Genomic DNA, 26,320 nt, shown 5'->3' with positions numbered 1-26,320 from the left:
TTAATAACTACGATTTATAGAAAATTCGGCTAAGGCATATAAAGCATCAGTATAAGGCGAAGATGGTAATGTTGTTAAAGCAGCAATTGCCATATCTGCTTCTTCACGAGCTACCTTTCTGGTATAATCAATCGCCTTAGTAGAATTTATAATTGATATAACTTCATTTATACTGTCTTTTTTACCATTCTTTATGGCATCGCGTAAAACTTCTTGTTGCTCTGCTGTTGCATGTTTAAGTGCATAAATCACTGGTAAAGTTGGTTTACCTTCTGCTAAATCATCACCAATATTTTTACCAATTTCTTCAGTATTAGAACTATAATCTAAAACATCATCAATTAATTGAAATGCGGTACCTAAGTGCATACCATATTTCGCTATTGCTTGTTCATTGTTAGCCGATTGTTCACTGATTACGGCTCCTAATTGCGCTCCAGCTTCAAATAATTTGGCAGTTTTTGAACGTATTACACGTAAATAATCAGTTTCAGTGGTATTGGGTTCATAACAATTTAATAATTGCAATACTTCCCCTTCAGCAATAATATTAGTTGCAGTTGACAAAATTTCCATTACACGCATATTTTTTAGTTCAGCCATTAACTGAAATGAACGCGAATACAGAAAATCTCCAACTAAAACACTAGCTTCATTACCCCAGATACTATTAGCAGTTTGTTGCCCACGTCGTAATTCCGAGGCATCTACAACATCATCATGTAATAAAGTTGCTGTATGAATAAATTCAATAATAGCCGCTAATTTAATATGATCGTTGCCTTGGTAGTTAAAAGCAGAAGCACTTAATAATACTAACATCGGGCGTAAACGTTTACCGCCACTATTAACAATATAATGCCCTACACTATTAACTAATTCAACCTCAGAATGTAAGCGTTTATGAATCATTGCATTAACAGCTTGCATATCATGATTCATTAAATTTTGGATAGCAAGAATATCCATCATTTTTATATAATCTAAATCCTGTTAGCTATGCTAAATTATATGATTATATCTTAATTGTTGTATTTATTCATTGATATTTAATGTTGAATATATGGCTATTTGCCCCTGAAAGGGGCTGACATACTAGCCTAGGGCAACGCCTTAGGTGTGTTGTTTAGAATGTTAGCCCCTTTCAGGGGCGGATACATAATACTTTCTTCTACACTGAACCTAGGGCGTTGCCCTAGGCTGGTATGTAATCGATTAAGATTTAATCCTGTAAATTCTGATTCAGACACACCAATTATAAATAATACTAATCTAACAATCAAAACAAAAAAGATCAAAACCCCCTGACCTTTTTCTCCACTTATCATTCTATATAGTACAAAAGCACAAATTCGTGTTTTTTTTATTATCCATATTTTTGAAAAGTAAAATCTAATGAAATTTAGGCTTATAAATGCTATGGTCTTATCTGCTGGATTAAGCGGCAATGTTTTGGCTGATTCAAAAATAATTATCAATCCAGATAATGGTCATTCTTATCAACGGATTGATACAAAAATGACGTGGCAGAATGCCAAAACTCATTGTGAAAATTTAGATGGATATCTTGCCACTATGACTTCGAAAGAAGAAAATAAATTTATATATACTAACTTGGTTAGCCCAGTTTCTGGTTCTAGTTGGCTTGGCGGAACTGATGAATCAACAGAAGGTAAGTGGGAATGGATCACAGGAGAAGAATGGAACTTTAGCAATTGGAATAGTGGGCAACCAGATAATCATTATAATGGTACAGAAGACTATCTTCACTTTCATGGTAAAATAGCTTGGAATGATGTACGTAATTCATCATTATATCGTCTCATTTGTGAATGGAATGCCACAACACTTGAAACCAACATATCCCCCAAAGACAGTGGCACAATAACCAAATCTCCAGACAAAACCTCATATTCTCCTAACGAAGAAGTAAGCTTAACAGCAAAACCAGCAACAGGTTATAAATTCAAACAATGGCAAGGTGACGCTAGCGGCACTGAGGCTTCAATTAGTTTATATTCCTTGTTTTAAAGTTGCTACAATTGCTGATATAGGCGATGGAATTGAAGGAAAAGCTATATATTACAAATACGTAACTCTGAAACAATGGAATCAAGCCTATCCAATATTTCATATTAAAGATATGACTAAAGCTGATAGTTGTGATTAACTTATGTTACGCACATATGTTTCTAACATTGATATATTCTGTAGGTTGGGCAGACGAAAGGAAGCCCAACATTATTCCGCGATTCGTTGGGCTTCCTGTCGTCTGCCCAACCTACAATATGTAACATAAGTTAGCAATTAATCACTCATCACCAATAATAAATACATTCTTTTTCCCTTCCCGCGTAGGATAAGCACTCACCTGATTAATATCACAATCATATTCAACATAAACCCCATTAACATTACCAACATTCATATTAAATGGTGGTTTGCCCTCTAATGCTAATATTTCACCGGGCTTTCTAATTCCTTCATATAGTTTTTTATTATTATCATCAGTAATTCTAATCCATGAACGTTTCTTAAAATGCACACACAGTGTTTGTGATACTATCGGTGGTTTTACCACTGTTATTTTGACTGGCTTTTTTGGTGGTATAATAATAGCAGGAATTTTAACTGGTTCAGGTACAACAACTGGTTTAGGAATATTATGATTTGTTATAGAAAATTGCCATAATATTATACCCATAAAAACTACTACTATACTAGTAATAATAATAGTTCCTAAAATAATTAATACATTATTATTTTGCAGTTCATGTTTTGCAGCTATAGTTTCATTTTGTTTGTCATTTATAAAGCTTATTAATTCTTTTTCATGTTTACCATAATTTTTTAATGTTTCTCTTAAATTCGTTAAGGTTTGTTCCTTTATGATTAATTCATGTTTCAGCCCGGCAACTTCTTGTTGGTATTTATCGACTCTGTTTTCTTGATCTTTAGTTAAAACCTCAATACTTGCAAGTGCATTTTTTTCATTATCAAGACGCTGTTTTAAAATATTTTCTTGTTTAGTTTTAGCAACAACTTGTTCTTGTAAAATTTCTATTTCTTGATCGCGTTCTTGTAGAAGTTTTTCTGTTTTTTCTATAAGTTTTTTTAATTCAACATCCTGTGATGGCTTTGTTGCTGTTGGATTACGACGAATTGGTTTTGTTGTTGGTTCAGGTTTTTGCAATGCGTTTATTGCTTCTTGCTGTTTTGCATCCAAGTTCAATATTTGCTGATATATTTCAATTTGTTCATTCTTATTATCAGTTTGTTTTGCTAAGCTTAATAACATATCTACTAATAATTTTCTAGCATTGATATTATTAGGGTTTGCAGCAATTTCTTCTCGCAAAGATGCAATAGCTTTATTTACAACAACTGTTTTATTTTTACTATAAAAATATTTTATATTATTTAATATGTCCATATTTACTATATAGGAGTTTTAATGATATCTGACATAGATCCTTTAGAAACACAAGAATGGCTAGAAGCCTTAGAAGACGTATTAGCGACAGATGGTGCTGATCGCGCCCATTATCTTTTAGACCAATTAATTGACAAAGCACGTCGCAGTGGTGCATATATACCACATAGTGCTAATACCGCTTATCTTAATACTATACCTAAAGATCAACAGCAAGCTAGCCCCGGCGATTATGATTTGGAATGGAAAATTCGTTCATTAGTACGCTGGAATGCAATGGCTATGGTAGTCAAAGCCAACCGTATTAGTACCGAATTGGGTGGGCATATTGCCAGTTTTGCCTCAGCGGCTACATTATATGATGTAGGCTTAAATCATTTTTTTCATGCGAAATCAGAAAAAAATGGTGGTGATTTAGTTTATTTTCAAGGACATTCAGCTCCCGGTTTTTATGCACGCGCTTTTTTAGAAGGCAGAATTACTGAAGAGCAAATGACCAATTTCCGCCAAGAAGTTGGGGGTAATGGCTTATCATCTTATCCACATCCTTGGTTAATGCCTGATTTTTGGCAATTCCCTACAGTTTCTATGGGACTAGGTCCTATTATGGGAATCTATCAAGCTCGCTTCATGAAATATTTACATGATCGTGGTATTGCCAATACAGAAGGACGAAAAGTATGGGTATTTTGTGGTGATGGTGAAATGGATGAACCAGAATCTTTGGGTGCAATTTCACTAGCGGCGCGTGAAAAACTTGACAATCTAATTTTTGTGGTAAATTGTAATTTACAACGTCTTGATGGTCCAGTTCGCGGTAATTCTAGTATTATCCAAGAATTAGAAGGTGATTTCAGAGGTGCTGGCTGGAATGTCATTAAACTCATTTGGGGTTCTAAATGGGATCCATTATTAGAAAAAGACACCAAAGGTTTATTAAAAAAACGCATGGAAGAATGCGTTGATGGCGAATATCAAAGCTATAAAGCCAAAGGCGGCGCTTATACTCGCGAACATTTCTTTGGTAAATATCCTGAATTAAAAGAAATGGTTAAAGATTTAACCGATGATGAAATTTGGCGTTTAAATCGTGGTGGGCATGATCCACATAAAGTTTATGCCGCTTATGCTTCTGCTGTAAAACATAAGGATCAACCTACAGTCATTTTAGCCAAAACTGTAAAAGGTTATGGCATGGGAGCAGCAGGTGAAGGGCAAAATGCTACTCATCAGCAAAAGAAAATGAATGAAGAATCCATGCGAGCTTTTCGTGATCGCTTTCATATTCCAGTTTCAGATGAACAAGTAGCTCAAGCCTCATTTTATAAGCCACCCGCTGATAGCCCAGAAATGCAATATCTGCATAAACAGCGAGCAGCTTTAGGTGGTTATTTACCTAAACGCACACCAAATACAATACCTTTAAAAGTACCTGACTTGAGTATTTTTAATGCCATGCTAAAAAGCAGTGGTGAGCGTGAAATGTCAACTACTATGGCTTTGGTTCGTATGTTGACAGCACTTATCCGCGATAAAGAAATTGGTAAAAACATTGTCCCAATTATTCCTGATGAAGCACGAACCTTTGGTATTGAAGGCATGTTTCGACAAATAGGAATTTATTCTTCACAAGGGCAATTATATGATCCCCAAGATTCTGATCAATTAATGTATTATCGAGAAGATAAAAAAGGTCAAATTCTTGAAGAAGGTATTTGTGAAGCCGGTGGAATGTCATCATGGATAGCAGCCGCTACTTCTTATGCTAACCACGATGTTAAGATGGTGCCATTTTATATTTATTATTCCATGTTTGGTTTCCAACGTATTGGTGATTTAGCATGGGCTGCTGGCGATATGCAAGCACGCGGATTCTTAATTGGTGCAACTGCTGGGCGTACTACCTTAGCAGGAGAAGGCTTACAGCATCAAGATGGACACGGCATGATGTTAGCAGCCAATATTCCTAACTGTGTTGCTTATGATCCTACTTTTGCTTATGAAATGGCAGTGATTATTCATGATGGCTTACGCCGCATGTATCAACAGCAAGAAAATATTTTCTACTACGTCACTGCGATGAATGAAAACTACACTCATCCAGCAATGCCAGAAGGTGTAGAAACAGATATACTCAAAGGCATGTACTTATTTAAACAACAAACTAGCGATGCTCCAAAAGTTCAACTCTTAGGTAGTGGCACAATTTTACGTGAAGTAATAGCTGCTGCCACATTATTATCTGAAGATTTTGGAATATCATCTGATATTTGGAGTGTCACTAGTTTTACTGAATTAGCACGTGAAGGTACAGATGTGGAACGCTGGAATATGTTACATCCAGAAGATAGCCCTCGTAGTTGCCATGTTAATGACTGTTTAAAAGATACAAAGGGTCCAATTATAGCGGCTACTGACTATGTCAGAACCTATCCAAATCAAATTCGTTTTTGTATTAATCGCCCTTACTATGTATTAGGCACAGATGGCTTTGGACGTAGTGATACACGTAAAAATTTACGTCATTTCTTTGAAGTGAATCGTTATTATATAACTCTGATGGCACTGAAAGCTTTAGCAGATGCAGGAACAATAGCTACAACCAAAGTCTCTGAAGCTATTACAAAATATAACTTAGATATAAATAAACCTAACCCAATTACAGTTTAAAAGGAAACGCAATGTCAATTCAAGAGATTAAAATTCCTGATATTGGTGATTTCAAGGATGTACCAGTCTTAGAAATCCTAATCAGCAATGGTGATAGTGTTGAAATCGAACAATCTATAATGACTTTAGAAAGTGACAAAGCAACACTAGACATACCATCACCAAGTGCAGGCATAGTTAAAGAGCTGAAAATCAAAGAAGGAGACATAGTCTCTGAAGGCGTAGTCTTTATGACTATGGAAATTACAGCAGTAGATTCAGCACCAACAATAGTTGAAGAAGCACCTAAAGAACCAGAACCAGAACCAGAACAAGTAATTGAAAAAACAGAAGAAACAGAAGACTATTCAGCGGGTCCAGCGGTTAGAAAACTAGCGCGAGACTTAGAAATTGATTTAACTCAAATCAAAGGAACAGGGCGTAATGGCAGAATTTTAAAAGAAGACATAAAACAAGCCATAAAGACACCATCAAATTCTCCAACAATTCCAGAAATTGATTTTAATCAATTTGGAGAAACAGAAATTACTCCATTGAGTAGAATCAAAAAAATATCAGGAACGAGTTTACAACGTAGCTGGCTAAATATACCCCATGTAACTCAATTTGACGAAGCAGACATTACAGAACTAGAAAAATTCCGTAAAGAACTAGCCCCAGAAGCTCAAAAGCGCGAACTAAAAGTTACACTGCTATCCCTATTAATGAAAGCTACAGTAGTAGCATTAAAACAATATCCAGACTTTAATGCCTCACTGGATACCAAACAAGAAAACCTAATACTGAAAAAATACTACCACATAGGAGTAGCAGTAGAAACACCGAATGGCTTAGTAGTACCAGTAATCAAAGACGTAGATAAAAAAGGCATATTTGAATTAGCGGCTAACTTAACAGAACTAAGTAAAAAAGCACGCGACGGCAAATTATCACCCACCGACATGCAAGGAGCATCATTTACAATCAGTAGCCTAGGCGGCATAGGAGGCACAGCATTTACACCAATAGTAAATGCACCCGAAGTTGCAATACTAGGCGTATCACGTTCCAAAATGCAACCAATCTACCAAGATGGCGAATTTGTACCGCGCCTAATGTTACCATTATCATTATCATATGATCATAGAGTAATAGACGGAGCCGCTGGAGCAAGATTCACCCGTCATTTAAGCTTCTTACTGTCAGATGTTCGACATTTATTGTTTTAAACCATAAAAAACCTGACAGGTTTCACAATATGAATAATGTAGGGTGGGTAGAGCGATAGCGATACGCAGTCAGCGAAGCTAAACCCACCAGAATTCAATTTTCTAAGTTTGGTGGGTTTCGCTATCGCTCTACCCACCCTACCAATTCAATGTAATTAAGTTAAGAACTGGAGTTCTTTGTACTAGCTTTTTACAAAGCATCGCTTTGAACTCCAGAGTGAAAATTAGCTTAACTTAATGACAGTGATCCGACCAACTGTGTAACATGAGTTAAGTAATGTACGGAGAACTACTAAAAAGATTTGAAAATATTGAAAACTTAGCTGGTAAAGCATGGCAACACAGTTTAAACCTAGACTTAATAGAACAAACAAAGATAAAAGACTGTTCTATGCACTGCTTTCATTACCAGCAAATGTTTGAAATGCTATTCAAACATTTACTACAAACAAAAACACATAGTAATAATAATAGAATACACGAACTTTAGAACCAATAAATCAAAATATAGAATGGCATTACAAGTGATAACGGTTTGCGCAGAAGAATATAGATATAACTTTTTGAAGAAGTTACCACTTAAAACTTCATACCAATTCCAAAAACCAGTTCATATTGAGACATTTCCAAATAACCACTTTGTGGTCCAGTATTTGGATTACTACCATCTAATTCTTCATTAGGCATATAACTAAATGCGAGATTTAATTCCATTGAATCTGAAATCGGGGTAGTAAATCCAAAAGAATAATGGCTTCTTACTACAGCAGGAGCAAGAGTATTAAATAAACCTTGTGTACCAGTAAATGCTTCGTCTGCATGACTATAACCAGCACGAAGTGTTAATTTTGGACTATATTCCCATTGTACTCCAAATTTATAAATGTTCACATCTTCCCATCCAAATCCTAGCCCATCATCAGTACCCAATAAAGTTTGTCTGGGCATGAAAATTACATCAGAAGCATTAGACATAGACTTAACACCACTATATTGAATACGTTGATAATCAAAGGCTAATGTTACCGCTGGTATAACTTTATAAGCTAAACCCAAATTAAAAGTTGCAGGAATATCAAAATTACCTTCTTCAGCAAAAAGTCCCTTATAATCATCAAATTCACTCATTAACAATTTAGTTTGATAAGACGCTCCTAAGCTCAGAGTATCCGTAATTTTTCCTAACCAACCAATACGAACACCACCACCATAAGATAAATCATGTCCATTATTTGTTACATTACTAGGATGGCGTGAAAACATAGTAAAAGGTTGCAAACCTTGAGCTTCAAAAGCCTGAATAGCTAAAATTGGAGTAATACCAACAGAATGTTGTGCATTGATTTTTCTGGAATAAGTAACTCCTATAAACATTTGCATTAAATCAATACCAGTAGGTGAAGAAGCCATGCTTGAAGGCATCATAGGATTACCAAAATTTCTAAATACCGCACTATCATATTCAGTATTCATTCCACCATTACCATAAACAGCAACACCAATAGAACTTTGATCATCTAGCATATAATTATAGCCAAAATGAGGAATTACAAATAAATCATTAGTACTATCATAAGTACCCGCTGGAATTGAAGCTGGACCATTAGGTGGTCCAATTGGCGAAGCATCATTATTAGCTGTAAAACCTCGTGAAGGCGCAAATAAAGCAAAACCATAATCCATACGATTTCCAGAATGAACCAAGGAAGCTGGATTAATTGCAGCACACATTGTACCTACAGTCATTGCGGTACAGGCACCCGCCATAGATTTGGATTTAGCACCATAACCATGTGAAAAATAACCATTAGTGGCATAAAGATTGGATGATAATAACATTATTATCAATGTGAATTGTATTTTATACGTTTTCATATTTATGATAGTCTTTTTATAAAAAAACTATCATAACTTTTTACTAAAAAAAAATCATCCCCCTCTACAACACATAAGATATTAATTATATTCTAAATTACTAACTATCTCATTCTTATACTTCTGCTCTAAAACCGGGCTAATTTTAATAGCTGCGATAACCTGCTCTTGCGACTCAGTACTAATAAAACCTTTAACTCGTCGCATATCAGTTTCCATTTGAGTGACAATATCATTTAAAGAAAAATTCCTACAAACTTCACGACAATCCACATAAGAATCATGTGTTAAAAATAAGTTGTGATTAGCCTTTAATCGAGCCTGACACTGATTTAAATAAGCTCTACCCCTTACATATGGATGTATTCTGGAATTAACCATAAAAAGTAAAGGTTGTGGCTCAATTTTGACAATTAAAAAATATTTATTTTTTGGAGGTGTGGTAAATTGACAATATAAACGAATAATTTGCCACGGCAAGATATGTTCTCGAATGATTCTGTCTCGTTGTCTGTTTTTCATAAGAAACCCCTAAAAAAAGCCACGAATTATAATACTCATGGCTTATATAATATACTCCTAATTAATTACAATAAATTTGTAGATCCATTGTAATTATGGGGCGACAAACTGCAAATTGTCAACAGTTACAAGGAGTAGCAGGGTTCACATAGATAATCAAGTAAAGACTCAGCATCTGAAAAAGTGGCAATAATTTGTTCAATTTTTATATAGTCATTTTCATCAACCGTTTGCCAAGATAAATCCTTACTTAATTCTTGAATTGATAATTGACTAGCCTGTTTTAAACATTCTAAATCAGATTCACTGAAATAATCGAGCTGAGCAGCACGTAAAAGATGAATTAGAAATTCATCTTGAACTCTAAAATTTTGTTTAGTAGAATCACTTTTTAACAGATCATACATGCCACTCGGAATTGGACCATCTTTCATCGCGATATAATTATCACCACAAATAAAACGTCCATATTTTTCTAAATGTTGTTTATCAGCAAAATACATGATTTTGCAAATACGATCAAAACTTGGTTGCTCAACAGAAGCTGCAATATACAAAATGGCTTCTATTGCTTTTTTAATATTAAATACAAAAGGATGTGTCATAATTGTCTGCCTTTTTTCAGGTTTTTACAATTATAAACTTGCTAATACTTGCTTAGCAGCATTTAAAGTGATGTCAATATCTTCTTGGCTATGAGCTGAAGAAATAAAACCCGCCTCAAACGCAGAAGGAGCTAAATAAATGCCCTGCTCTAACATACCATGAAAGAACTTCTTAAAACGTTCAACATCACAACTATTGACTTGATCAAAATTACTAACAGTCTCTGCACTAGTAAAAAATAAACCAAACATACCACCTATAGATACACCAGTCATTGGAATCTGTGCCTGTTTAGCAATTTCTAACATACTATTAACAAAGTTTTTGGTTTTACTACTTAAATCATCATAAAAATTAGCTTCAGAAATAACTTCTAAACTTGCTAAACCAGCAGTCATTGCAATAGGATTACCTGATAAAGTACCAGCTTGATATACAGCACCTAATGGAGCTATATGTTCCATAATATCGCGCTTACCTCCAAAGGCTCCAACAGGCATTCCAGCACCAATAACTTTACCTAAAGTAGTCAAATCAGGTTTAATATTATAATAAGCTTGCGCTCCACCTAGTGCGACACGAAAACCCGTCATCACTTCATCGAAAATTAATACACTGCCATATTTATCACAAACCTCTCTTAAACCTTCTAAGAAACCGGGTACAGGTAAAATACAATTCATATTACCTGCGACTGGTTCGACGATAATTGCAGCAATCTGTTCACCTATTTCTGCAAAAACTTGTTGAACTTGATCTATATCATTATAATTTAAACTAATTGTTTGTTCAGCCAAAGCCGCTGGAATACCCGGGCTATTTGCCAAACCCAAAGTCAATACACCAGAACCAGCTTTGACTAATAAGGAATCAACATGTCCATGATAACAACCAGTAAACTTCACTATTTTATCGCGCCCAGTATAGCCACGTGCCAATCGTATTGCAGTCATGGTTGCCTCAGTACCCGAATTAACCATACGTACCATTTCTATAGAAGGCACGATTTCACAAACCTTATCTGCAAGTTGCGTTTCAATAACTGTAGGGGCACCAAAACTTAAACCATTACCAATGGCATCTTGTACAGCTTTTAACACTTTCGGATGAGAATGACCAGCAATCATTGGTCCCCAAGAACCAACATAATCAATATATGCTTTATTTTCAGTATCATACAAATAAGAACCTTTTGCGCGTTGAATAAAAACAGGAGTTCCACCAACTCCTTTAAAAGCGCGAACAGGTGAATTTACACCACCGGGAATATGTTTTTGAGCTGCGAGAAAATTTTGATGGGATGTTGTCATAGATTATAAGCTTGAGCGGCAGCCAAGACATCTATTTGTCCAAATAAACCATGTATTACAGCCAGATAATCTGCACCAGCCGACATAACTAGATTAGCATTATCAGGTGTAATACCTCCAATAGCAACGATTGGACAAGATAGTTGTTGACGTGCCTCCGATAATAATTTTAAGCTACATGAATTAGCTTCTGGTTTAGTGCGAGATTGAAAAAAACGGCCAAATGCCACATAATCTGCACCGGAATTAACTGCTCCTTTTGCTAAGGAGAGTTGGTTATAACAAGATACTCCAATAATAGCTTTATTGCCAAGTTTAGCGCGAGCCATCGAAATATCTGTATCATTTTTACCTAAATGGACACCATTAGCACCAATTTGTTGCGCAAGTGCAACATCATCATTAATTAATAAAGGGATTTTATATTGTTGACAGAGCTTTAGTAATGCTTGTGCTTGTTGAAAACGCCGTTGTTGATCGTGACTTTTATCACGATATTGAATAATTTTTGCTCCACCAATTATTACTTTTTCGACGGTTTCTAAAAAAAATTCTTCTTTAATCAGACTGTTGTCTGTTATTGCGTAAAGTTGCATGAATTAAACGATTAGGTAAAGCCTGCCCTTTGCCGGGATGAAAACCCTTGTCTAAACTATGCCAAGTGTAGGCTTGTGCTTTATATACAGCCTCTAGCATATCACTTCCTTGTGCCAAAAATCCAGCTAAACTTGATGCAAAAGTACAGCCAGAACCATGATAAGAATATGCTAAGCGTCGCCATTGCCATGACTGTGGCTTCTCATCCTTACTATATAAAGTATTAATCACAGTATCAGTATCCTCATGAGTACCAGTAATACAAACCGATTGGCATCCATAATCAAGTAACTGTGCCGCTGCCAGATTTAAACAATCCATATTTGTTAAACGACGCGCCTCAATACTATTTGGAGTAATAACAGTAGTTAAAGCTAATAGATTCTTATAAACTGGATTTGCCACCAAAGATTTACCACCGCCAGCGGCTAAAACTGGATCAAAAACCACAGTCATTTGAGGATATTTCAGCAAAACTTGTTCTACTGCTTCAATAATTTCAACACTAGGCAATAAACCTATTTTACAAACACCAATTGACATATCACTTAATACCGCCTCAGCCTGCGCTATAACTTGATCACCAGACAAGTGAAAATTATCAATGACATTGCATGTATCTTGCACTGTAACACAAGTTACAACAGGAGCAGCATGACAGCCAATGCTAGCAAGTGCTTGAATATCAGCAGATAAACCAGCACCACCAGAAGGATCATTACCAGCAAATACTAAAACTATAGGGATTTGCATTATAATTTTTTGTTATACTCAGGGTTTTTTTAAAGGATACTAAATGAAATTATCTATTATATCGTATATACCACTATTTTTAGTAATGTTAATTGTGTATTACATTATGACTTTAGCTGGTGTGGATTTTAATGCAGCAGATAAATTATTTGAAATAAGTTTACCCTCTGGAGCAGAATGGGCATTAACATCTAGCAATTTATTTATACTCTTTTGTGTAATAGTATTATTTATTGAAATCATTAAATCAACACGAACAGGAGCAGGAGCAATTGCTGAAAATAGTCTATCAATACTAGTGTTTGTTGTATGTTTAATGCTTTTCATGCTTTATAAACCAGCAGGAACTTCGATTTTTCTAATTATGACTTTAATGTCATTACTAGATTCAATTGCTGGATTTACTATTACAGTAATAGCATCACGACGTGATTTAAATCTGAATGGCTAATTAGCCAAACCTGACAAGCTGTCAGGTTTAATTGCGAATTTTATAGCCAATATGTAATAACCACAAACAAATCAGACTAACAACCACAAAAAACACACTAACAATCATCAAACTAATGCTAACATCAACTTCAGATATGCCAAAAAATCCATAACGAAAACCATCTATCATATAAAAAAACGGATTATAATAAGATAACTGTTCCCAAAATTCTGGCAAATTCTCAATTCGATAAAATACACCGCTCAAAAATGTAAGAGGTAAAATAGCAAAATTTTGAAATGCAGAAATATGATCCCACTTATCAGCCCATACTGACGCTATCACACCTAAAGCACCCAAAACACCACTACCTAAAATTGCAAATATTAACAATATAGAAAAACTATAAATAGGCAATGTAACAAACAATAATGCCGCTACCCAAACACCTAAACCAACCAACAAACCTCTAACTACAGACGCTCCAACAAAAGCTAAATAAAATTCACCGCTTGATAATGGTGGCAATAACATAAAAACTATACTACCAGTCATTTTAGATTGAAACAAACTAGAAGAACTATTAGAAAAAGCGTTTTGAATAACGCTCATCATGATTAAACCCGGCACTAAAAACGCGATATAACTTATTCCCGGATAGACTTGAACATGCTCTTCTAATACAGAACCAAATACCAATAAATACAATAAGACAGTAATAACAGGCGTTAAAATAGTCTGTACTCCAACTTTTACAAAACGCCAAACCTCCTTACCAAATAAAGTATATAAACCGTACCAATTCATGCTTTTTCTTTACCGGTTAAACTTATAAATACATCTTCTAAGCTAGCTTCTTTAATATGTAAATCAGAGAAACGAATATTAACAGCGAGTAAACTTTCTAATATAGATCCAATTTCATCCTGAGCTTTATCTAAACGCAATACTAATTGATTATCAATAAAAGATTCAACTTTGGATTTTATCAGGTGGGGTAAATGACTAATGTCACTATTATTAAGATTAAGACATAAAAATCTATCAGAAGCACGCGCTAACAAAGCCGTTTTAGTATCAAGTGCTACCAATTTCCCATTATCAATAATAGCCAACTTATCACATAAAGCCTCAGCCTCTTCAAGATAATGAGTAGTTAAAACAATAGTATGACCATTTTGATGTAACTGCTTAATGAATTTCCACAAAACTTGGCGTAACTCAACATCAACACCAGCAGTAGGCTCATCCAATACCACCACATCTGGTTTATGCACCAAAGCCTGAGCGATTAACACCCTACGCTTCATACCCCCAGATAATTCATGTAAATTAGTATTAGCCTTATCAGTTAGATTTAAGATATCCAACAATTCCTCAATCCAAGCAGATGACTTACAACCGAAATAACCAGCCTGCAAACGCAACATTTCACTAACAGTAAAAAAAGGATCAACCACCAATTCCTGTGGAACCACACCTAAAGACTGTCGCGCTTGTCGCCAATTATGCCGCACATCATAACCCATGATACTTACTGAACCACTGCTGGCACGAACTAAACCAGCCATGATATTGATTAAAGTAGATTTTCCAGCACCATTTGGTCCAAGTAAGCCAAAAAAACTACCCTTGGGGATCTCAAAATCTAACCCCGAAACAGCATGTAAATTACCAAATTGCTTATGTAATTGTGAAATATTAACGGCTGCTAGCATTAGAATTAAACATTTCTTCTACTCCACTGACTGCCGCAATACTCAACAATTGACTAGGGATATTATGAAAATTGATTAAATTATCAAATTTAAGCCATTCTATTAACAAAGCCAAACCAGCACTATCTGTATGAGTAATTTTTGATAAATCTATAATTTTAGGCGGAGTATCCTTAACAGCTTGATTAAATTCCAGTAATAACTGATCAACTGTACTGAAACTTAATTTACCAGATACCCACCATTTTTTATCTTCATTATCAACTCGAATTTGGCTCATTAACGTCCTCTATTTTTACGATTAATTTTCCTAATTAAACCATTCATACCCATACGTCTAATATCACGACCAAATTCTGTACGATAATTTGTTACCAAACTTACACCTTCAACAATAACATTATAAACTTTCCATTTACCTCTGCGTTTATACATCACATAATCAATATTCACTGGCGCAGAATTATTCCTTCTATAAACCTTACTATGTACAGTAGTTCTTCTAGAACTTCTTCTAGTAGAAGAATATTTAATGTTTTTAACCATACCAGCTGCTTCAGATAAAGCATTAGAATATGTTCGTATTAACAAATTACGAAATGCTTTAGTAAAACGTTTTCTTTCAGCTCTTTTTGCTCGTCTCCAATTTTTACCTAAAACCAATCTTGACATTTTACGAAAATTAAAAACACCTCTTACTATATTTTTAACAGCAACAGGATTTTTAAGTAAATATGGATTATTTAATACCCTCTCAGTAGTTCTCTTTATTACAGTTTCCGCACTAGCAGCAGCCCATACAGATTGACCACTTACCATCAACACACATATTAACGCCATACCGGCAAATATTTTTCTCATAATAATTATTAATTCCTAAATTAGTTAGTTAGTTTGCTTCTTTGTACCATTCTCAGCACTATTATATAAAAATTTACCAATCAATTGTTCTAAAATTACAGCTGACTGAGTTAAACCTGATTCTATTTGAGTATTTTTAGTTAAATATTCCTCCTCAGCACCAGCTTCTAAGCCAATATACTGTTCACCTAACAAACCTGCTGTCAGAATACTAGCAGAAGTATCAGTAGGAATTGTATTATATTGACTCTCAATTTGCATGGTAACAACCGCCTCATAGTTTTTATTATCAAAACGAATGTTGCTAACTCTACCTATACGTACACCACCCATTTTGACAGATGATTTAACTTTTAATCCACCGATATTATCAAAACTAGCAATAATAGAATAACCATCCTCTATAAACAAATCACCCAAATGACTTACCTTCATGGATAACATAAATAAAGCGGCAAAACCTAAAACGACTAAAATACCGACCCAAATTTCTACAGTTTTTTTAATTTGCATATTAATTTTCTTAATGTTGATAATTTCAATTAATTATAATTTAATTATGATATATGATGCCATATTTAATTATTAATTAAAGGATATAACTATGCCTAATACAAATATTTCTACACCAAATTTTATTCCTTATCAATTAAATGGTGAAGAGGAATACATGTCTAATTCACAATTGGAACATTTTAAAGTTTTTTTATTAAAATGGAAACAAAATCTAATTGCTGAAATGGAACGCACAGTACATCATATGCAAGATGATGTATCGACTTTTCCCGATCCTACTGATCGCGCCTCGCAAGAAACAGAATATTCAATAGAATTAAGAACGCGAGATAGAGAACGTAAATTGATCAAAAAAATTGATCAAACACTCATATTAATAGATAATAAAGATTATGGATATTGTAGTAATTGCGGAATAGAAATTGGCTTATGTCGTTTAGAAGCTAGACCAACTGCAACAATGTGTATTGATTGCAAAACTCAAGACGAACTACGAGAAAAATATAAATAATGCTAAATTTATGTGTAGCAACCGATGAAAATGGTTTAATAGGTAACAACAATGCCTTACCTTGGCATTTACCTGCCGATTTAAAACATTTTCGTAAAATTACAATGGGTAAACCCATAATTATGGGGCGTAAAACATATGAATCAATTGGTCATGCCTTGCCCGGGCGTTTAAATATCGTATTAACTAATAATATAAATTTCAGCCTTGATAATTGTACTGTTATGCACACTATTAAAGAAATATTGTCATTTAGTAAAGACTATGATGAATCTGTGGTAATAGGCGGTGCAAAATTATATGAATCTTTTTTACCACAAATACAACGAATGTATATAACCAGAATACATGCAGAATTTATAGGAGATACTTATTTTCCTAATTATGACTCAACTGAATGGCGAGAAATTCAAAAACAAACTTATTTAGCAGATCAGAAAAATTCCTATAACTATAGTTTTTCTATATTAGAACGTATATGAAAATTAAAATATTATTTTTATTAGTTTTTTCACCAATGGTATTTGCAGTACCACCATATTTAGGTGTTAGTGTCGCAGAAAATTTAGCTTTTAATAGATATTCTTGTTTATCAGCAGCAAAAAAAGTACTTTATAATGAAGGATTTAAAGATATAGAAACATATGCCCGCATAGCCACAGTATTTGCCGCTTATCGAAATACTAATCCATATCATTACAAAGCAGTAGTGAAATGCTTAGTAAGTTCAGGTGTAATTATAGTCACAACAGCAGCACAAGTTTCAAGAAATGCTAGACAAAAAGCTGAAAGAATAAGATATAAAATTCTACAACAACGAGGTATTACACGCAAAAAACCTAAAGTACCAAAAAAACCTAAAGTACAAGAATGTAAAATCATAAAAAAAGCCTCACCAAAAAAAGCCTCACCAAAAAAAGCCTCACCAAAAAAAGAACTTAAAAAACTAAAACTTTTTAGTCTTTCTAAGCCTAAAAATAAAACAACTACTAATTTTCAGGATAAACATCACAAAAATTTTACAATAGGTGAAACATTCACTGTATTATGTCGTGGTGCCTGTTTACAACAAGCAGAACGATCATTAAGAAACAGCGGTTTTTACAATGATTATGATTTTGATGATGATGGAGTTTTTGGAAGAAATAATTATAATTATTATGCTTCAATTCAGTGCATCATTAATGAAAGTAGAGTGATTTTCAAAGTTAGTGGTCAAAAATCTAAAACCAGAGATAAATTACTAGAAACATTATATAAAAAATTTTAAATGTCAACAAATGTTCGTACAGCTTTAATTGAAGCAGAATTAGAAGCCTTATTTAGAGTTGGTCAAGTATTAAGCCGCTCTTTTAATTTAAAAGAAACTCTACAAAATGTCTTACATGTATTACATGACTATACAGGTATGCACTATGGTATGGTTGCTTTAAGTGATGATTATGGAGCTTTATCCATTTGTGCTGTATATTCTGGTAATAAACACGCACCTAATACAGTACAATACAAACCCGGAGAAGGTGTAATTGGTTTAATACTAGAAACTGCTAAACCATTTATTCTGGAACGTCTTGCTGATGAACCTCGTTTTTTAGGGCGTTTAGGGCTTTATGATCCTAATTTACCTTTTATTGGTATGCCTATAATTATAGGAAAAGAAAAACCTTTAGGAGTTTTTACTGCCCAACCAAATATTAACAACGACGGTTTATTAGAAGAACGTGTACGTTTCATGAAAATGGTAACTCAATTAGTTGCACAAATGGTACGATTAGCTAATCAAATTCAACGTGAGCGGCGCGACTTAACTGATCAACGTGATCATTTACGTCGAGTAGTCAGCAATAATTATGGATTAAAAAACATTATTGGTCATTCTACAGCTATGAAACGTGTATTTGAATTAGTACGACAAGTAGCTAAATGGGATACCACAGTATTAATTCGTGGCGAATCTGGAACCGGTAAAGAATTGATAGCTCATGCAATACATTACAACTCCCCCCGTCATAACAATGACTTTATCAAACTTAATTGCGCCTCACTACCTGAAAACTTATTAGAATCAGAATTATTTGGACATGAAAAAGGAGCCTTTACCGGAGCTACTCAACAATATAAAGGGCGATTTGAACGAGCTAATAAAGGAACATTATTTTTAGATGAAATTGGTGATATTTCTCCAAAGTTCCAAGCCAAATTATTACGAGTATTACAAGAAGGCGAATTAGAAAGAGTTGGCGGTAATCGCACTATAAAAGTAGATGTACGTTTTATTACAGCCACTCATGTAGATTTAGAAACACAAGTAAAAGCAGGAAAATTTCGCGAAGACTTATACTATCGCTTAAATGTCATACCAATTACATTACCACCATTACGAGAACGCATTGAAGACATTCCAGAATTATCGAAATTTTTAATCAAAAAACTTGCTAAAAAACAAAATCGTAAATTAAACATTACAGAAAATGCAATTCGTATTTTAATGCGTCATAATTGGTCAGGTAATGTACGAGAATTGGAAAATTGTTTAGAACGCGCTGCAATTATGTCAGAAGATAATTGCATTGATACTGAAATAAAAAAATCATTCAAGAATGAAAATATTCAGGAAACTAACTTTAATGATATAACATTAGAAGAACCAGAACGTGTAATTGCAGCCTTGCAACAAGCCGGATGGGTACAAGCGAAAGCTGCAAGACTATTAAATATGACACCACGTCAAATTGCTTATCGTATTAAAATTTATAATATAAAATTACAAAATTTTTAATAAATGGTTATTTAGCAACTACACTAGCTGTATGCGTACCAAATTGATCAAACTTCATTTGAACGCATTCACCCGGATTATTATTAACACTATCAGCACCGATAAAGTTAAATTGTTGAGGATCTCCAACTGCTACGCAAACAGTACCTTCTCCCTCAAAAGTATAATCTAAAGTAGTACCGTTACCAGTTACAGAAATTAATTTAGCACGCATTGGTAGATATTCTATATGAGTTACTACATCTTGTGTGCTACCTAATTCAATGCTATAACTACGACCATCATTTACCAGAAACACCTTATCCTGATTATAAGCATACCAATTTACTACATTTTTAATGACTTGCCCTTCTGCCAATCCTACTTCTAAAGCAAATTTACCAACATTATGACTATCTACTTTAGCAGTAATAACAGCATTTTCTCTATTTATCGAAAGCTTAACATCTTTGAAAGTTTCAATACGCTGAGCTAAATCTGCTGAAGTTGTAAATTCAGTAAAATCATTAAAAGCCATAGCAAGAGTACTATCAAACATTTCAACAGTATATCCAGAGCCAGTGACTGGATCAGCACTAACAGTTGGACCATAATCATGCCAAGGCCAATGAAGAATAGGTAAATTAGCATGACGTGTTAAAGCAGCATACTCATTTTGCCAATGCAAAATTGCTTCATCAGCAGTTAATGGTACAGGAACAGGAGGATTACCAACAGGTACACCAAATTCAATCAAAGTAAAATCAAAACTCATATTAGGACTAAGATAAACTTTCTTAGACTCAGGACTTAAATAACCAAATGCACTAGGATAACCAGCACCACGACCTGAATAACCACCTGATAAATAATCCAAATATTGACCTATCTCCTTAGCTGTTTTTTCACTTTCTGGAGCACCCGGTACAGCAGCACCTCGTATTTTTTGACCTCGCCAAGTATTATCAGACATATTAGTGACAATTTCATTCATAGATTGATTGAATTCAAATTCAATTTCACTGGGAGCCAATACATCAGTAAAATGTGGATGTGTCCAAGAATGTGTACCTATTTCATTACCAATTTCAACATATTGCTTATACAATGGCGCAGAAACATTCCAATCTGTATATAATCCTCGTGTTGGTCGATTACCAATATCTAAAAAATAAGAACCAACAAAATTATAATCAGTTTTCCATTTTTTTAATAAATCTAAAAGAGGTACATGAATATTAGGAATTTGATCATGTTCCATTGCTTGATCCATATCATTACGAGCCACAAACAAACTCTTATAACGTCCCATTTTTAACCCAACAGAAGTTTGATCACCATAAATAATCCATTGCAAAGCCTGCCAAACTAAATTATCATCACCCAAATATTCAATAGTAGCAAAATGCACATTACGTCCACCAGTTTCACTAGCCATAACAGCTTTATAAGTAGCAGCTTTGCTACCAGTCACAGTTTGAGATGCAAGCACATTTACAGTTTGACCCTTTACAGGTTCAAAATAATTATACCAATGATCCTTATAATTAAATATTAGCTCCTGTTCCTTATAAGCTTTCATCATAGGATGTTTAATATCATCAGCATAAACCTTAATACTAGCAACAGGACCCTCGCCATCTACTCTGCCAACCCCAAGCAGACGCTTCATATTACGATATGAATCACCTTCAACACTACTACCATCATCATAATTAGTTAATAAATCACCAGCAGTAATAATACCTATATTATAGTTATAAACCGCTTTATATAAAACATCAGTAATTTTTGCTAAATCAGCCTTTTTGACATTAGAAAAATAAGGAAAAATCAAAGCATCATAATTAACCAACTTGTTTAAATCAGTTAAATCAGACTCAGATAACAAATCAAATGGAATACCAGCCATCATAGCCTGATGCTGAAGTGACATAAATAATTGAGAATAAGCTTTCAGATTATAAAAATTATTTAAAGTACTATTACTAAAAACAATACCAACACGTTTACTAAAATCAGTTCTTACAGGTAACACTTCGGCTACATTAACAATAGTAAATTGTCCACCACTAGGATAATTACCCGGAAAGAAAACCACATCATCATTAATATCAATCAACATACCGACTTGTTCAATCGCAGAAGCTGAAGGCATAGAAGCTATTGGTATAACAAATTCAATAATGCTACGATCTGCATTATATGCGTGAGTTAAAGAACCTTTCCATTCAAACTTATTATTATACAGATGAGGTTGATTCTTATTCTCAGCATTATTAGGATCATCAGTAACATTAACAAAATATTCTGCACCACCATATTGATCCCAAACTTGTTTACCAGTTTTAGCATCCTTATCAACATTCAACCAAAAAGTAGTATTATCACCAATAGCAACTTTACTTGCTGTCAAAGCAATAACATAACTAGGTTCAGGAGTATTCACATACTTACCATAAAGTATATCATCTGAAGCCAAATATGGAGGGCGATCCAAAGGCAAATTAATACGCTCATTAGCCTTCCAATCACTTAAATCACCATCTATTGTGATAGTGTCATATTTATTAATAGTTGCAGCGCGAAACGACACTGGTTTTGAAGGAGTATCAAAAGGCAAATGAAAAAAATCTTCTAATTCGTTACATTTTTCAGCGAAGTCAGTTTTTGCACAGGGTGTTATATTTCCATCAATATTAATTTGATAAGCAGGATAAGCAGTTATACTAATCATGTATAACAAACCTCCTAAGTACCATCTTCCTTTAAATTTATTTATCAACATTATTAATGACTCCTAAGTATGAATTATATTAAAAGAATATGGCAAAAAAAATACCATAAACAATTATTTCGTTGGATTTATAATCCATACTTCAATTCTATCTTTTCTAACACGAGGATTCTTAGCTCTTAAATAACTAAAATTTCTTAATCTAATTTTACGATAATCATCCTTCATATAATGTTGAATATCTTGCTGTAATTGTCGTGCCGCTTTTCTCTCACCATAATAACGAATATCCCATCTTTCTGTGCTAGAATTTTTAATTCTAACATTTTTCACAGCATCAACTTTATAAACCTTACCTCTTAAATAAGACGCTATATTTTTAACAAAAGTTCTATCTTGCTGACGAACATAAAACATAGAAATTCTGGATGAAGGCGCGACTTTATGAGAAGATGGTAAAGGTGGAATATTAATATTTAATAATGGTTTAGCAATAAAAGTGGTTTTTGGTGCTACTTTTTTTACTATAGGAGTTTTTTTATATTCCTGATATTTGATCCAAGCTTGTTGAGCTTTTAACACACCTTGTGCAGCTGATTTCTTATACCATTCAATAGCCTTACTATTATTCTGGGCGACACCTTTACCTTGAGTATAAGCAAGCCCAACATAATACTGAGCCTCAGCATGATTCTGTTCAGCCGCTTTACGATACCAATTAAAAGCTTGAATATAATTTTTATTAATACCATCTCCATAATAATAAACAACACCCAAATTATATTGCGCTACCTTATAACCTTTTTCCGCAGCCTTTCCATACCATTTTATAGCTTCTATTTTATCTACAGAAAATCCTAAACCCTTCATATATAAATCAGCTAAATTATTTTGAGCGCGAACATCACCTTGCTCTGCTGCCTTACGATACCATTTAGCCGCTTTCAAATAATCTTCTCGCACTCGATAAATAACACCTAAATTATGTTGTGCAACAGCATAACCTTTTGCAGCAACTTTACGATACCATTTTATTGCTTTATCAATATTTTTAGTTACACCTTTACCAGTATAATAAGCATTAGCTAATTCAAATTGAGCCGCTACCTCATCATGTTTAATAGCGGCATTTTTATACAATTGAAATTTAAAATTTTCTGCACTAAATGCAGACTCATATAACAACATGAATAGTGTTATATAAAATAAGACATGATGTTTCATAAAATAAGACCCTAATTAAAATAATATATATATTCTATATGGAAATACTAACATAATAGATTATTTTAAATCAAATAATTCATCAGCCTGTTCTAAACTATTTATAGTGACACCCAAATCATGTAATTTACCATCCTTTAATCCATAAATCCAACCATGCACAGTCAAACTACGCTCATCCTTCCAAGCATTCTTCACAGCTTGTATTTGACAAACATTATAAACTTGCTCAATAACATTCAATTCACACAACTTATCTACTCGTTCCTCAGCATCTAACTGGTCTAATTTTTGTTTATGACGCTTATAGCATTTATTAATTGGAGATAACCAATTATCAATTATATCTGAATTACCTCCTTCCAAAGCTGCCTTTATACCCCCACAACCATAATGACCAGTTACAATAATATGTTTAACCCTTAATACATCAATGGAATATTTTAGAACTGTTAAACAATTCATATCACTAGAATGAACCATATTAGCGATATTACGATGTACAAATAACTCCCCCGGTTTCAAACCTACAATATCATTCGCTGGAACACGACTATCAGAACAACCTATCCATAAATATTCAGGAGACTGTAAACGCGACAAACCCAGAAAAAAATCAGGATCCTTAGCTGTAATTTGATTTTTCCAAGCGTTATTATTAGCAAATAACTGACTTAAATAATTGTTTTTATTCTGATTTAACATGGAATATCCTTTGCTTATATCATATATAAATAATTTGAGGAACTAAAAAAATGAAATACTTTTATCTTTCTGAATACCCAAATATGCCAATAGCTGATATGGATAACTTACTAGATAATTATGAATATCTAGGAAAAGAAATAAATAAAAAAAATATTAGATTTATAGGTAAAATAGATGGCATTTTACACCGATTGGAACTTGAGGCATTTGATATTATAAATAATAAAGGCAAAAAAACAATATTTTTTCCAGAAATAACAAAATTAAAACAAACAGAATCTATAACATATATTTAAAATAGGAGAAATTATATGGAATATATATATCTATCTGGCTTTCCAAAACATCCAATAGCAGATGTTGACAATTTATTAAAAGCTTATGAACATCTTGGAGAAGAAATGTATGCTCAAGCACTTACATTCATTGGCAGAATTAATGGATTTCTACATCGGCTTCAACTAAAACCATATAAAATTATAGAAAATGATATTGAAAAAACCGTGTATGCACCTCAGCTCACACGGTTAAATTTAGGCGAAGCTGTAGAAATTGCTACACCTAATCAAGGGAGTTTATTATTAGCTGGATAAGCTTAAAGATTATAATCTTTTTTAAACACATCTTCTAATGATAATTCACTGATATTAGGTTTAATGCCAGTTTCTTTTTTTGCAAGACGAATAGCCTGATTAAAACACTTAATCCAGATACGATCAACTTCAGGCTTTAAATGTGGCTCATCTTCAAGAAGCCCTTCAATTTCAATTCTTGCATTTTCAATTGTTAATAACCAACTGCGTGATCGATATTGTGGTTGAATTAGCCATTTAATAACGTGCATCATCAATCTAATTAACTGGCTTTTTAAAGCCCTTTTATCTGAACGTGACAAAGCTTCTATCAACTCCTCAATACCAATTTCTGACTCCTGAATATGCCCTTGTTGTAATTCACTTTGAATTGCAACCGCAGCTTTATACTGTGATGTCAATGTTAATTCTTTCCAATTCATGATAAAAAACGCATAGATAAATCAATAGCCTTAACATCTTTAGTTATTGCTCCAACAGAAATAAAATCAACACCTGTATTAGCAATAGCCCTTATAGTTTCTAAGTTCACTCCACCAGAAGCCTCTAATTTAGCCTTACCTTGCGTAATAGCAACAGCCTCTTCTAATTGAACCAAACTAAAATTATCTAATAAAACAATATCAGCACCAGCTCGCAAAGCATCTTTAAGCTCATCCAAAGTTTCTACTTCAACCTCTATGCTTAAATTTGCTACTAATTGTCGAGCAGCCGTAACAGCCTTCTCAATTGAACCAGCCGCAAAAATATGATTCTCCTTAATCAAAAAAGCATCATACAAACCCATACGATGATTTTTAGCACCACCACAAACCACCGCATACTTCTGCGCCTTACGCAAACCCGGTATAGTTTTACGAGTATCTAAAACTACAGCATTTCTAGCCGCTTTAACATACTCATGTGCCTGAGTAGCAGTGCCAGAAAGTAACTGTATAAAATTCAAAGCAGTACGTTCACCAGTTAATAAATCGCGTGCTGATCCTTCTAAATCACATAATTTTTGATTAGACTTAATCTCATCACCATCTTTAACATACCAAATAATTTCTATGTTACTATTAAGCTGCTTAAAAACCTCATTAAACCACGCAATACCACATAAAATTGCAGTCTCACGACTAACAACCTGCGCTTTAGCTAAACTATCTACCCCTATTAATTGAGCAGTTAAATCACCACTTCCAACATCCTCAGCCAAGGCATTTTTTACAAAATTACTCATAGCCATATGATCCCTTACCAATAAATTGATTGAAAAATCGCGTTAGCAAACCTAATATAATG

29 protein-coding genes are annotated in these 26,320 nt (G+C 33.8%); 11 read left to right on the top strand and 18 right to left on the bottom strand.

Going from position 1 to position 26,320, the window contains the following annotated elements; genetic code table 11:
* On the bottom strand, positions 1-969 hold the full coding sequence (gene ispB, locus BHU68_RS15530) for an octaprenyl diphosphate synthase (RefSeq protein ID WP_069472197.1): 969 nt from the start codon (positions 967-969) through the stop codon (positions 1-3).
* A 426-nt stretch (positions 970-1,395) separates the two neighbouring features.
* Here ispB and BHU68_RS15520 point away from each other — a divergent pair, with 426 nt between their 5' ends.
* Positions 1,396-2,031 carry a lectin-like protein gene (locus BHU68_RS15520; protein ID WP_083234079.1) on the top strand — a complete coding sequence of 212 codons (636 nt, stop codon included), beginning with the start codon at positions 1,396-1,398 and terminating at the stop codon, positions 2,029-2,031.
* A gap of 280 nt (positions 2,032-2,311) precedes the next feature.
* Here the strand turns inward: BHU68_RS15520 and BHU68_RS15515 are convergent, their stop codons facing one another.
* Entirely contained in the window at positions 2,312-3,433 is a 1,122-nt protein-coding gene (locus BHU68_RS15515) for a DUF4115 domain-containing protein (protein ID WP_069472194.1), read from the bottom strand.
* 21 nt (positions 3,434-3,454) lie between these two features.
* Between BHU68_RS15515 and aceE the strand changes: the two genes are divergently transcribed.
* From aceE to BHU68_RS15500, 3 genes are all read left to right on the top strand, one after another.
* Positions 3,455-6,103 (top strand): pyruvate dehydrogenase (acetyl-transferring), homodimeric type, encoded by a 2,649-nt coding sequence (aceE, locus tag BHU68_RS15510; protein ID WP_069472193.1) that lies wholly within the window; start codon positions 3,455-3,457, stop codon positions 6,101-6,103.
* Positions 6,104-6,114: 11 nt separating this feature from the next.
* A complete protein-coding gene (locus BHU68_RS15505; RefSeq protein ID WP_069472192.1) occupies positions 6,115-7,311 on the top strand; it encodes a dihydrolipoyllysine-residue acetyltransferase in 1,197 nt (398 codons plus the stop codon).
* A gap of 277 nt (positions 7,312-7,588) precedes the next feature.
* A complete protein-coding gene (locus BHU68_RS15500) occupies positions 7,589-7,801 on the top strand; it encodes a hypothetical protein (protein ID WP_069472191.1) in 213 nt (70 codons plus the stop codon).
* 89 nt (positions 7,802-7,890) lie between these two features.
* On the opposite strand, the gene BHU68_RS15495 is transcribed toward BHU68_RS15500, so the two are convergent.
* The 6 genes from BHU68_RS15495 to thiD all read right to left on the bottom strand — a co-directional run bounded on the left by BHU68_RS15495 (position 7,891) and on the right by thiD (position 12,974).
* Positions 7,891-9,150 carry an OmpP1/FadL family transporter gene (locus tag BHU68_RS15495; protein ID WP_253180907.1) on the bottom strand — a complete coding sequence of 420 codons (1,260 nt, stop codon included), beginning with the start codon at positions 9,148-9,150 and terminating at the stop codon, positions 7,891-7,893.
* 117 nt (positions 9,151-9,267) lie between these two features.
* Positions 9,268-9,708, bottom strand: a complete 441-nt coding sequence (locus tag BHU68_RS15490) for a hypothetical protein (protein ID WP_069472189.1) — start codon at positions 9,706-9,708, stop codon at positions 9,268-9,270.
* Between the two features lie 125 nt (positions 9,709-9,833).
* Positions 9,834-10,313, bottom strand: a complete 480-nt coding sequence (locus BHU68_RS15485; protein ID WP_069472188.1) for a Panacea domain-containing protein — start codon at positions 10,311-10,313, stop codon at positions 9,834-9,836.
* A 30-nt stretch (positions 10,314-10,343) separates the two neighbouring features.
* Complete coding sequence (gene hemL, locus BHU68_RS15480) at positions 10,344-11,624, bottom strand: glutamate-1-semialdehyde 2,1-aminomutase (protein ID WP_069472187.1); 1,281 nt, start codon at positions 11,622-11,624, stop codon at positions 10,344-10,346.
* On the bottom strand, positions 11,621-12,220 hold the full coding sequence (thiE, locus tag BHU68_RS15475; RefSeq protein WP_069472186.1) for a thiamine phosphate synthase: 600 nt from the start codon (positions 12,218-12,220) through the stop codon (positions 11,621-11,623). The genes hemL and thiE overlap by 4 nt, the downstream gene beginning before the upstream one ends.
* A complete protein-coding gene (gene thiD / locus BHU68_RS15470) occupies positions 12,183-12,974 on the bottom strand; it encodes a bifunctional hydroxymethylpyrimidine kinase/phosphomethylpyrimidine kinase (protein WP_069472185.1) in 792 nt (263 codons plus the stop codon). Before thiD ends, thiE begins: the two co-directional genes overlap by 38 nt.
* A 43-nt stretch (positions 12,975-13,017) precedes the next feature.
* Here thiD and BHU68_RS15465 point away from each other — a divergent pair, with 43 nt between their 5' ends.
* Positions 13,018-13,425, top strand: coding sequence for a hypothetical protein (locus BHU68_RS15465; RefSeq protein ID WP_069472184.1), 408 nt, complete (start codon positions 13,018-13,020; stop codon positions 13,423-13,425).
* A gap of 27 nt (positions 13,426-13,452) precedes the next feature.
* On the opposite strand, the gene BHU68_RS15460 is transcribed toward BHU68_RS15465, so the two are convergent.
* From BHU68_RS15460 to mlaD, 5 genes are read right to left on the bottom strand one after another with little or no spacing between them, the layout of a single operon-like run.
* Positions 13,453-14,214, bottom strand: coding sequence for an ABC transporter permease (locus tag BHU68_RS15460; RefSeq protein WP_069472183.1), 762 nt, complete (start codon positions 14,212-14,214; stop codon positions 13,453-13,455).
* Positions 14,211-15,125 carry an ABC transporter ATP-binding protein gene (locus BHU68_RS15455; protein ID WP_069472182.1) on the bottom strand — a complete coding sequence of 305 codons (915 nt, stop codon included), beginning with the start codon at positions 15,123-15,125 and terminating at the stop codon, positions 14,211-14,213. The genes BHU68_RS15460 and BHU68_RS15455 overlap by 4 nt, the downstream gene beginning before the upstream one ends.
* The gene (locus BHU68_RS15450; protein ID WP_069472181.1) at positions 15,109-15,405 is read right to left on the bottom strand and encodes an STAS domain-containing protein; all 297 of its coding nucleotides are present in this window, start codon (positions 15,403-15,405) and stop codon (positions 15,109-15,111) included. Before BHU68_RS15450 ends, BHU68_RS15455 begins: the two co-directional genes overlap by 17 nt.
* Positions 15,405-15,986, bottom strand: coding sequence for an MlaC/ttg2D family ABC transporter substrate-binding protein (locus tag BHU68_RS15445; RefSeq protein WP_069472180.1), 582 nt, complete (start codon positions 15,984-15,986; stop codon positions 15,405-15,407). Before BHU68_RS15445 ends, BHU68_RS15450 begins: the two co-directional genes overlap by 1 nt.
* Positions 15,987-16,010: 24 nt before the next feature.
* Entirely contained in the window at positions 16,011-16,499 is a 489-nt protein-coding gene (gene mlaD, locus BHU68_RS15440) for an outer membrane lipid asymmetry maintenance protein MlaD (RefSeq protein WP_069472179.1), read from the bottom strand.
* Between the two features lie 91 nt (positions 16,500-16,590).
* On the opposite strand from mlaD, the gene dksA reads away from it, so the two are divergent.
* Genes dksA through nifA form a run of 4 tightly spaced genes read left to right on the top strand, consistent with a single transcriptional unit; the run spans position 16,591 to position 19,792 of the window.
* Complete coding sequence (dksA, locus tag BHU68_RS15435) at positions 16,591-17,013, top strand: RNA polymerase-binding protein DksA (protein ID WP_069472178.1); 423 nt, start codon at positions 16,591-16,593, stop codon at positions 17,011-17,013.
* Positions 17,013-17,495, top strand: coding sequence for a dihydrofolate reductase (locus tag BHU68_RS15430; protein WP_216092555.1), 483 nt, complete (start codon positions 17,013-17,015; stop codon positions 17,493-17,495). The genes dksA and BHU68_RS15430 overlap by 1 nt, the downstream gene beginning before the upstream one ends.
* Complete coding sequence (locus BHU68_RS15425; RefSeq protein ID WP_069472176.1) at positions 17,492-18,283, top strand: hypothetical protein; 792 nt, start codon at positions 17,492-17,494, stop codon at positions 18,281-18,283. The genes BHU68_RS15430 and BHU68_RS15425 overlap by 4 nt, the downstream gene beginning before the upstream one ends.
* On the top strand, positions 18,284-19,792 hold the full coding sequence (gene nifA, locus BHU68_RS15420; RefSeq protein WP_069472175.1) for a nif-specific transcriptional activator NifA: 1,509 nt from the start codon (positions 18,284-18,286) through the stop codon (positions 19,790-19,792).
* Between the two features lie 7 nt (positions 19,793-19,799).
* Here the strand turns inward: nifA and BHU68_RS15415 are convergent, their stop codons facing one another.
* The 3 genes from BHU68_RS15415 to can form a co-directional block, all read right to left on the bottom strand.
* On the bottom strand, positions 19,800-22,559 hold the full coding sequence (locus BHU68_RS15415) for a hypothetical protein (protein WP_069472174.1): 2,760 nt from the start codon (positions 22,557-22,559) through the stop codon (positions 19,800-19,802).
* 63 nt (positions 22,560-22,622) lie between these two features.
* The gene (locus BHU68_RS15410; RefSeq protein WP_083234080.1) at positions 22,623-23,732 is read right to left on the bottom strand and encodes a tetratricopeptide repeat protein; all 1,110 of its coding nucleotides are present in this window, start codon (positions 23,730-23,732) and stop codon (positions 22,623-22,625) included.
* Positions 23,733-23,792: 60 nt separating this feature from the next.
* Positions 23,793-24,437, bottom strand: coding sequence for a carbonate dehydratase (can, locus tag BHU68_RS15405; protein ID WP_069472172.1), 645 nt, complete (start codon positions 24,435-24,437; stop codon positions 23,793-23,795).
* A gap of 50 nt (positions 24,438-24,487) precedes the next feature.
* On the opposite strand from can, the gene BHU68_RS15400 reads away from it, so the two are divergent.
* Together BHU68_RS15400 and BHU68_RS15395 are read left to right on the top strand one after the other, a co-directional pair.
* The gene (locus tag BHU68_RS15400) at positions 24,488-24,736 is read left to right on the top strand and encodes a hypothetical protein (RefSeq protein ID WP_069472171.1); all 249 of its coding nucleotides are present in this window, start codon (positions 24,488-24,490) and stop codon (positions 24,734-24,736) included.
* A gap of 15 nt (positions 24,737-24,751) precedes the next feature.
* The gene (locus BHU68_RS15395; protein ID WP_069472170.1) at positions 24,752-25,033 is read left to right on the top strand and encodes a hypothetical protein; all 282 of its coding nucleotides are present in this window, start codon (positions 24,752-24,754) and stop codon (positions 25,031-25,033) included.
* 2 nt (positions 25,034-25,035) lie between these two features.
* Here the strand turns inward: BHU68_RS15395 and BHU68_RS15390 are convergent, their stop codons facing one another.
* Positions 25,036-25,455: a DUF29 domain-containing protein gene (locus BHU68_RS15390; RefSeq protein WP_069472169.1), complete on the bottom strand. Its 420-nt coding sequence runs from the start codon at positions 25,453-25,455 to the stop codon at positions 25,036-25,038.
* On the bottom strand, positions 25,452-26,258 hold the full coding sequence (gene nadC, locus BHU68_RS15385; protein WP_253180908.1) for a carboxylating nicotinate-nucleotide diphosphorylase: 807 nt from the start codon (positions 26,256-26,258) through the stop codon (positions 25,452-25,454). Before nadC ends, BHU68_RS15390 begins: the two co-directional genes overlap by 4 nt.
* Positions 26,259-26,320: the final 62 nt, after the last annotated feature.

This window comes from Candidatus Marithrix sp. Canyon 246, from assembly GCF_001723685.1.
In the GTDB taxonomy this organism is placed as follows: domain Bacteria; phylum Pseudomonadota; class Gammaproteobacteria; order Beggiatoales; family Beggiatoaceae; genus Marithrix.
The sequence above is the reverse complement of the archived record's forward strand: the minus strand, read 5'-3'. Positions and strand labels throughout refer to the sequence as shown.

Coding starts and splice junctions, on each gene's coding strand:
- ispB (WP_069472197.1), bottom strand. CDS start 969: ATGGATATTCTTGCTATCCAAAATTTAATGAATCATGATATGCAAGCT.
- BHU68_RS15520 (WP_083234079.1), top strand. CDS start 1,396: ATGAAATTTAGGCTTATAAATGCTATGGTCTTATCTGCTGGATTAAGC.
- BHU68_RS15515 (WP_069472194.1), bottom strand. CDS start 3,433: ATGGACATATTAAATAATATAAAATATTTTTATAGTAAAAATAAAACA.
- aceE (WP_069472193.1), top strand. CDS start 3,455: ATGATATCTGACATAGATCCTTTAGAAACACAAGAATGGCTAGAAGCC.
- BHU68_RS15505 (WP_069472192.1), top strand. CDS start 6,115: ATGTCAATTCAAGAGATTAAAATTCCTGATATTGGTGATTTCAAGGAT.
- BHU68_RS15500 (WP_069472191.1), top strand. CDS start 7,589: ATGTACGGAGAACTACTAAAAAGATTTGAAAATATTGAAAACTTAGCT.
- BHU68_RS15495 (WP_253180907.1), bottom strand. CDS start 9,150: ATGTTATTATCATCCAATCTTTATGCCACTAATGGTTATTTTTCACAT.
- BHU68_RS15490 (WP_069472189.1), bottom strand. CDS start 9,708: ATGAAAAACAGACAACGAGACAGAATCATTCGAGAACATATCTTGCCG.
- BHU68_RS15485 (WP_069472188.1), bottom strand. CDS start 10,313: ATGACACATCCTTTTGTATTTAATATTAAAAAAGCAATAGAAGCCATT.
- hemL (WP_069472187.1), bottom strand. CDS start 11,624: ATGACAACATCCCATCAAAATTTTCTCGCAGCTCAAAAACATATTCCC.
- thiE (WP_069472186.1), bottom strand. CDS start 12,220: ATGCAACTTTACGCAATAACAGACAACAGTCTGATTAAAGAAGAATTT.
- thiD (WP_069472185.1), bottom strand. CDS start 12,974: ATGCAAATCCCTATAGTTTTAGTATTTGCTGGTAATGATCCTTCTGGT.
- BHU68_RS15465 (WP_069472184.1), top strand. CDS start 13,018: ATGAAATTATCTATTATATCGTATATACCACTATTTTTAGTAATGTTA.
- BHU68_RS15460 (WP_069472183.1), bottom strand. CDS start 14,214: ATGAATTGGTACGGTTTATATACTTTATTTGGTAAGGAGGTTTGGCGT.
- BHU68_RS15455 (WP_069472182.1), bottom strand. CDS start 15,125: ATGCTAGCAGCCGTTAATATTTCACAATTACATAAGCAATTTGGTAAT.
- BHU68_RS15450 (WP_069472181.1), bottom strand. CDS start 15,405: ATGAGCCAAATTCGAGTTGATAATGAAGATAAAAAATGGTGGGTATCT.
- BHU68_RS15445 (WP_069472180.1), bottom strand. CDS start 15,986: ATGAGAAAAATATTTGCCGGTATGGCGTTAATATGTGTGTTGATGGTA.
- mlaD (WP_069472179.1), bottom strand. CDS start 16,499: ATGCAAATTAAAAAAACTGTAGAAATTTGGGTCGGTATTTTAGTCGTT.
- dksA (WP_069472178.1), top strand. CDS start 16,591: ATGCCTAATACAAATATTTCTACACCAAATTTTATTCCTTATCAATTA.
- BHU68_RS15430 (WP_216092555.1), top strand. CDS start 17,013: ATGCTAAATTTATGTGTAGCAACCGATGAAAATGGTTTAATAGGTAAC.
- BHU68_RS15425 (WP_069472176.1), top strand. CDS start 17,492: ATGAAAATTAAAATATTATTTTTATTAGTTTTTTCACCAATGGTATTT.
- nifA (WP_069472175.1), top strand. CDS start 18,284: ATGTCAACAAATGTTCGTACAGCTTTAATTGAAGCAGAATTAGAAGCC.
- BHU68_RS15415 (WP_069472174.1), bottom strand. CDS start 22,559: ATGTTGATAAATAAATTTAAAGGAAGATGGTACTTAGGAGGTTTGTTA.
- BHU68_RS15410 (WP_083234080.1), bottom strand. CDS start 23,732: ATGAAACATCATGTCTTATTTTATATAACACTATTCATGTTGTTATAT.
- can (WP_069472172.1), bottom strand. CDS start 24,437: ATGTTAAATCAGAATAAAAACAATTATTTAAGTCAGTTATTTGCTAAT.
- BHU68_RS15400 (WP_069472171.1), top strand. CDS start 24,488: ATGAAATACTTTTATCTTTCTGAATACCCAAATATGCCAATAGCTGAT.
- BHU68_RS15395 (WP_069472170.1), top strand. CDS start 24,752: ATGGAATATATATATCTATCTGGCTTTCCAAAACATCCAATAGCAGAT.
- BHU68_RS15390 (WP_069472169.1), bottom strand. CDS start 25,455: ATGAATTGGAAAGAATTAACATTGACATCACAGTATAAAGCTGCGGTT.
- nadC (WP_253180908.1), bottom strand. CDS start 26,258: ATGAGTAATTTTGTAAAAAATGCCTTGGCTGAGGATGTTGGAAGTGGT.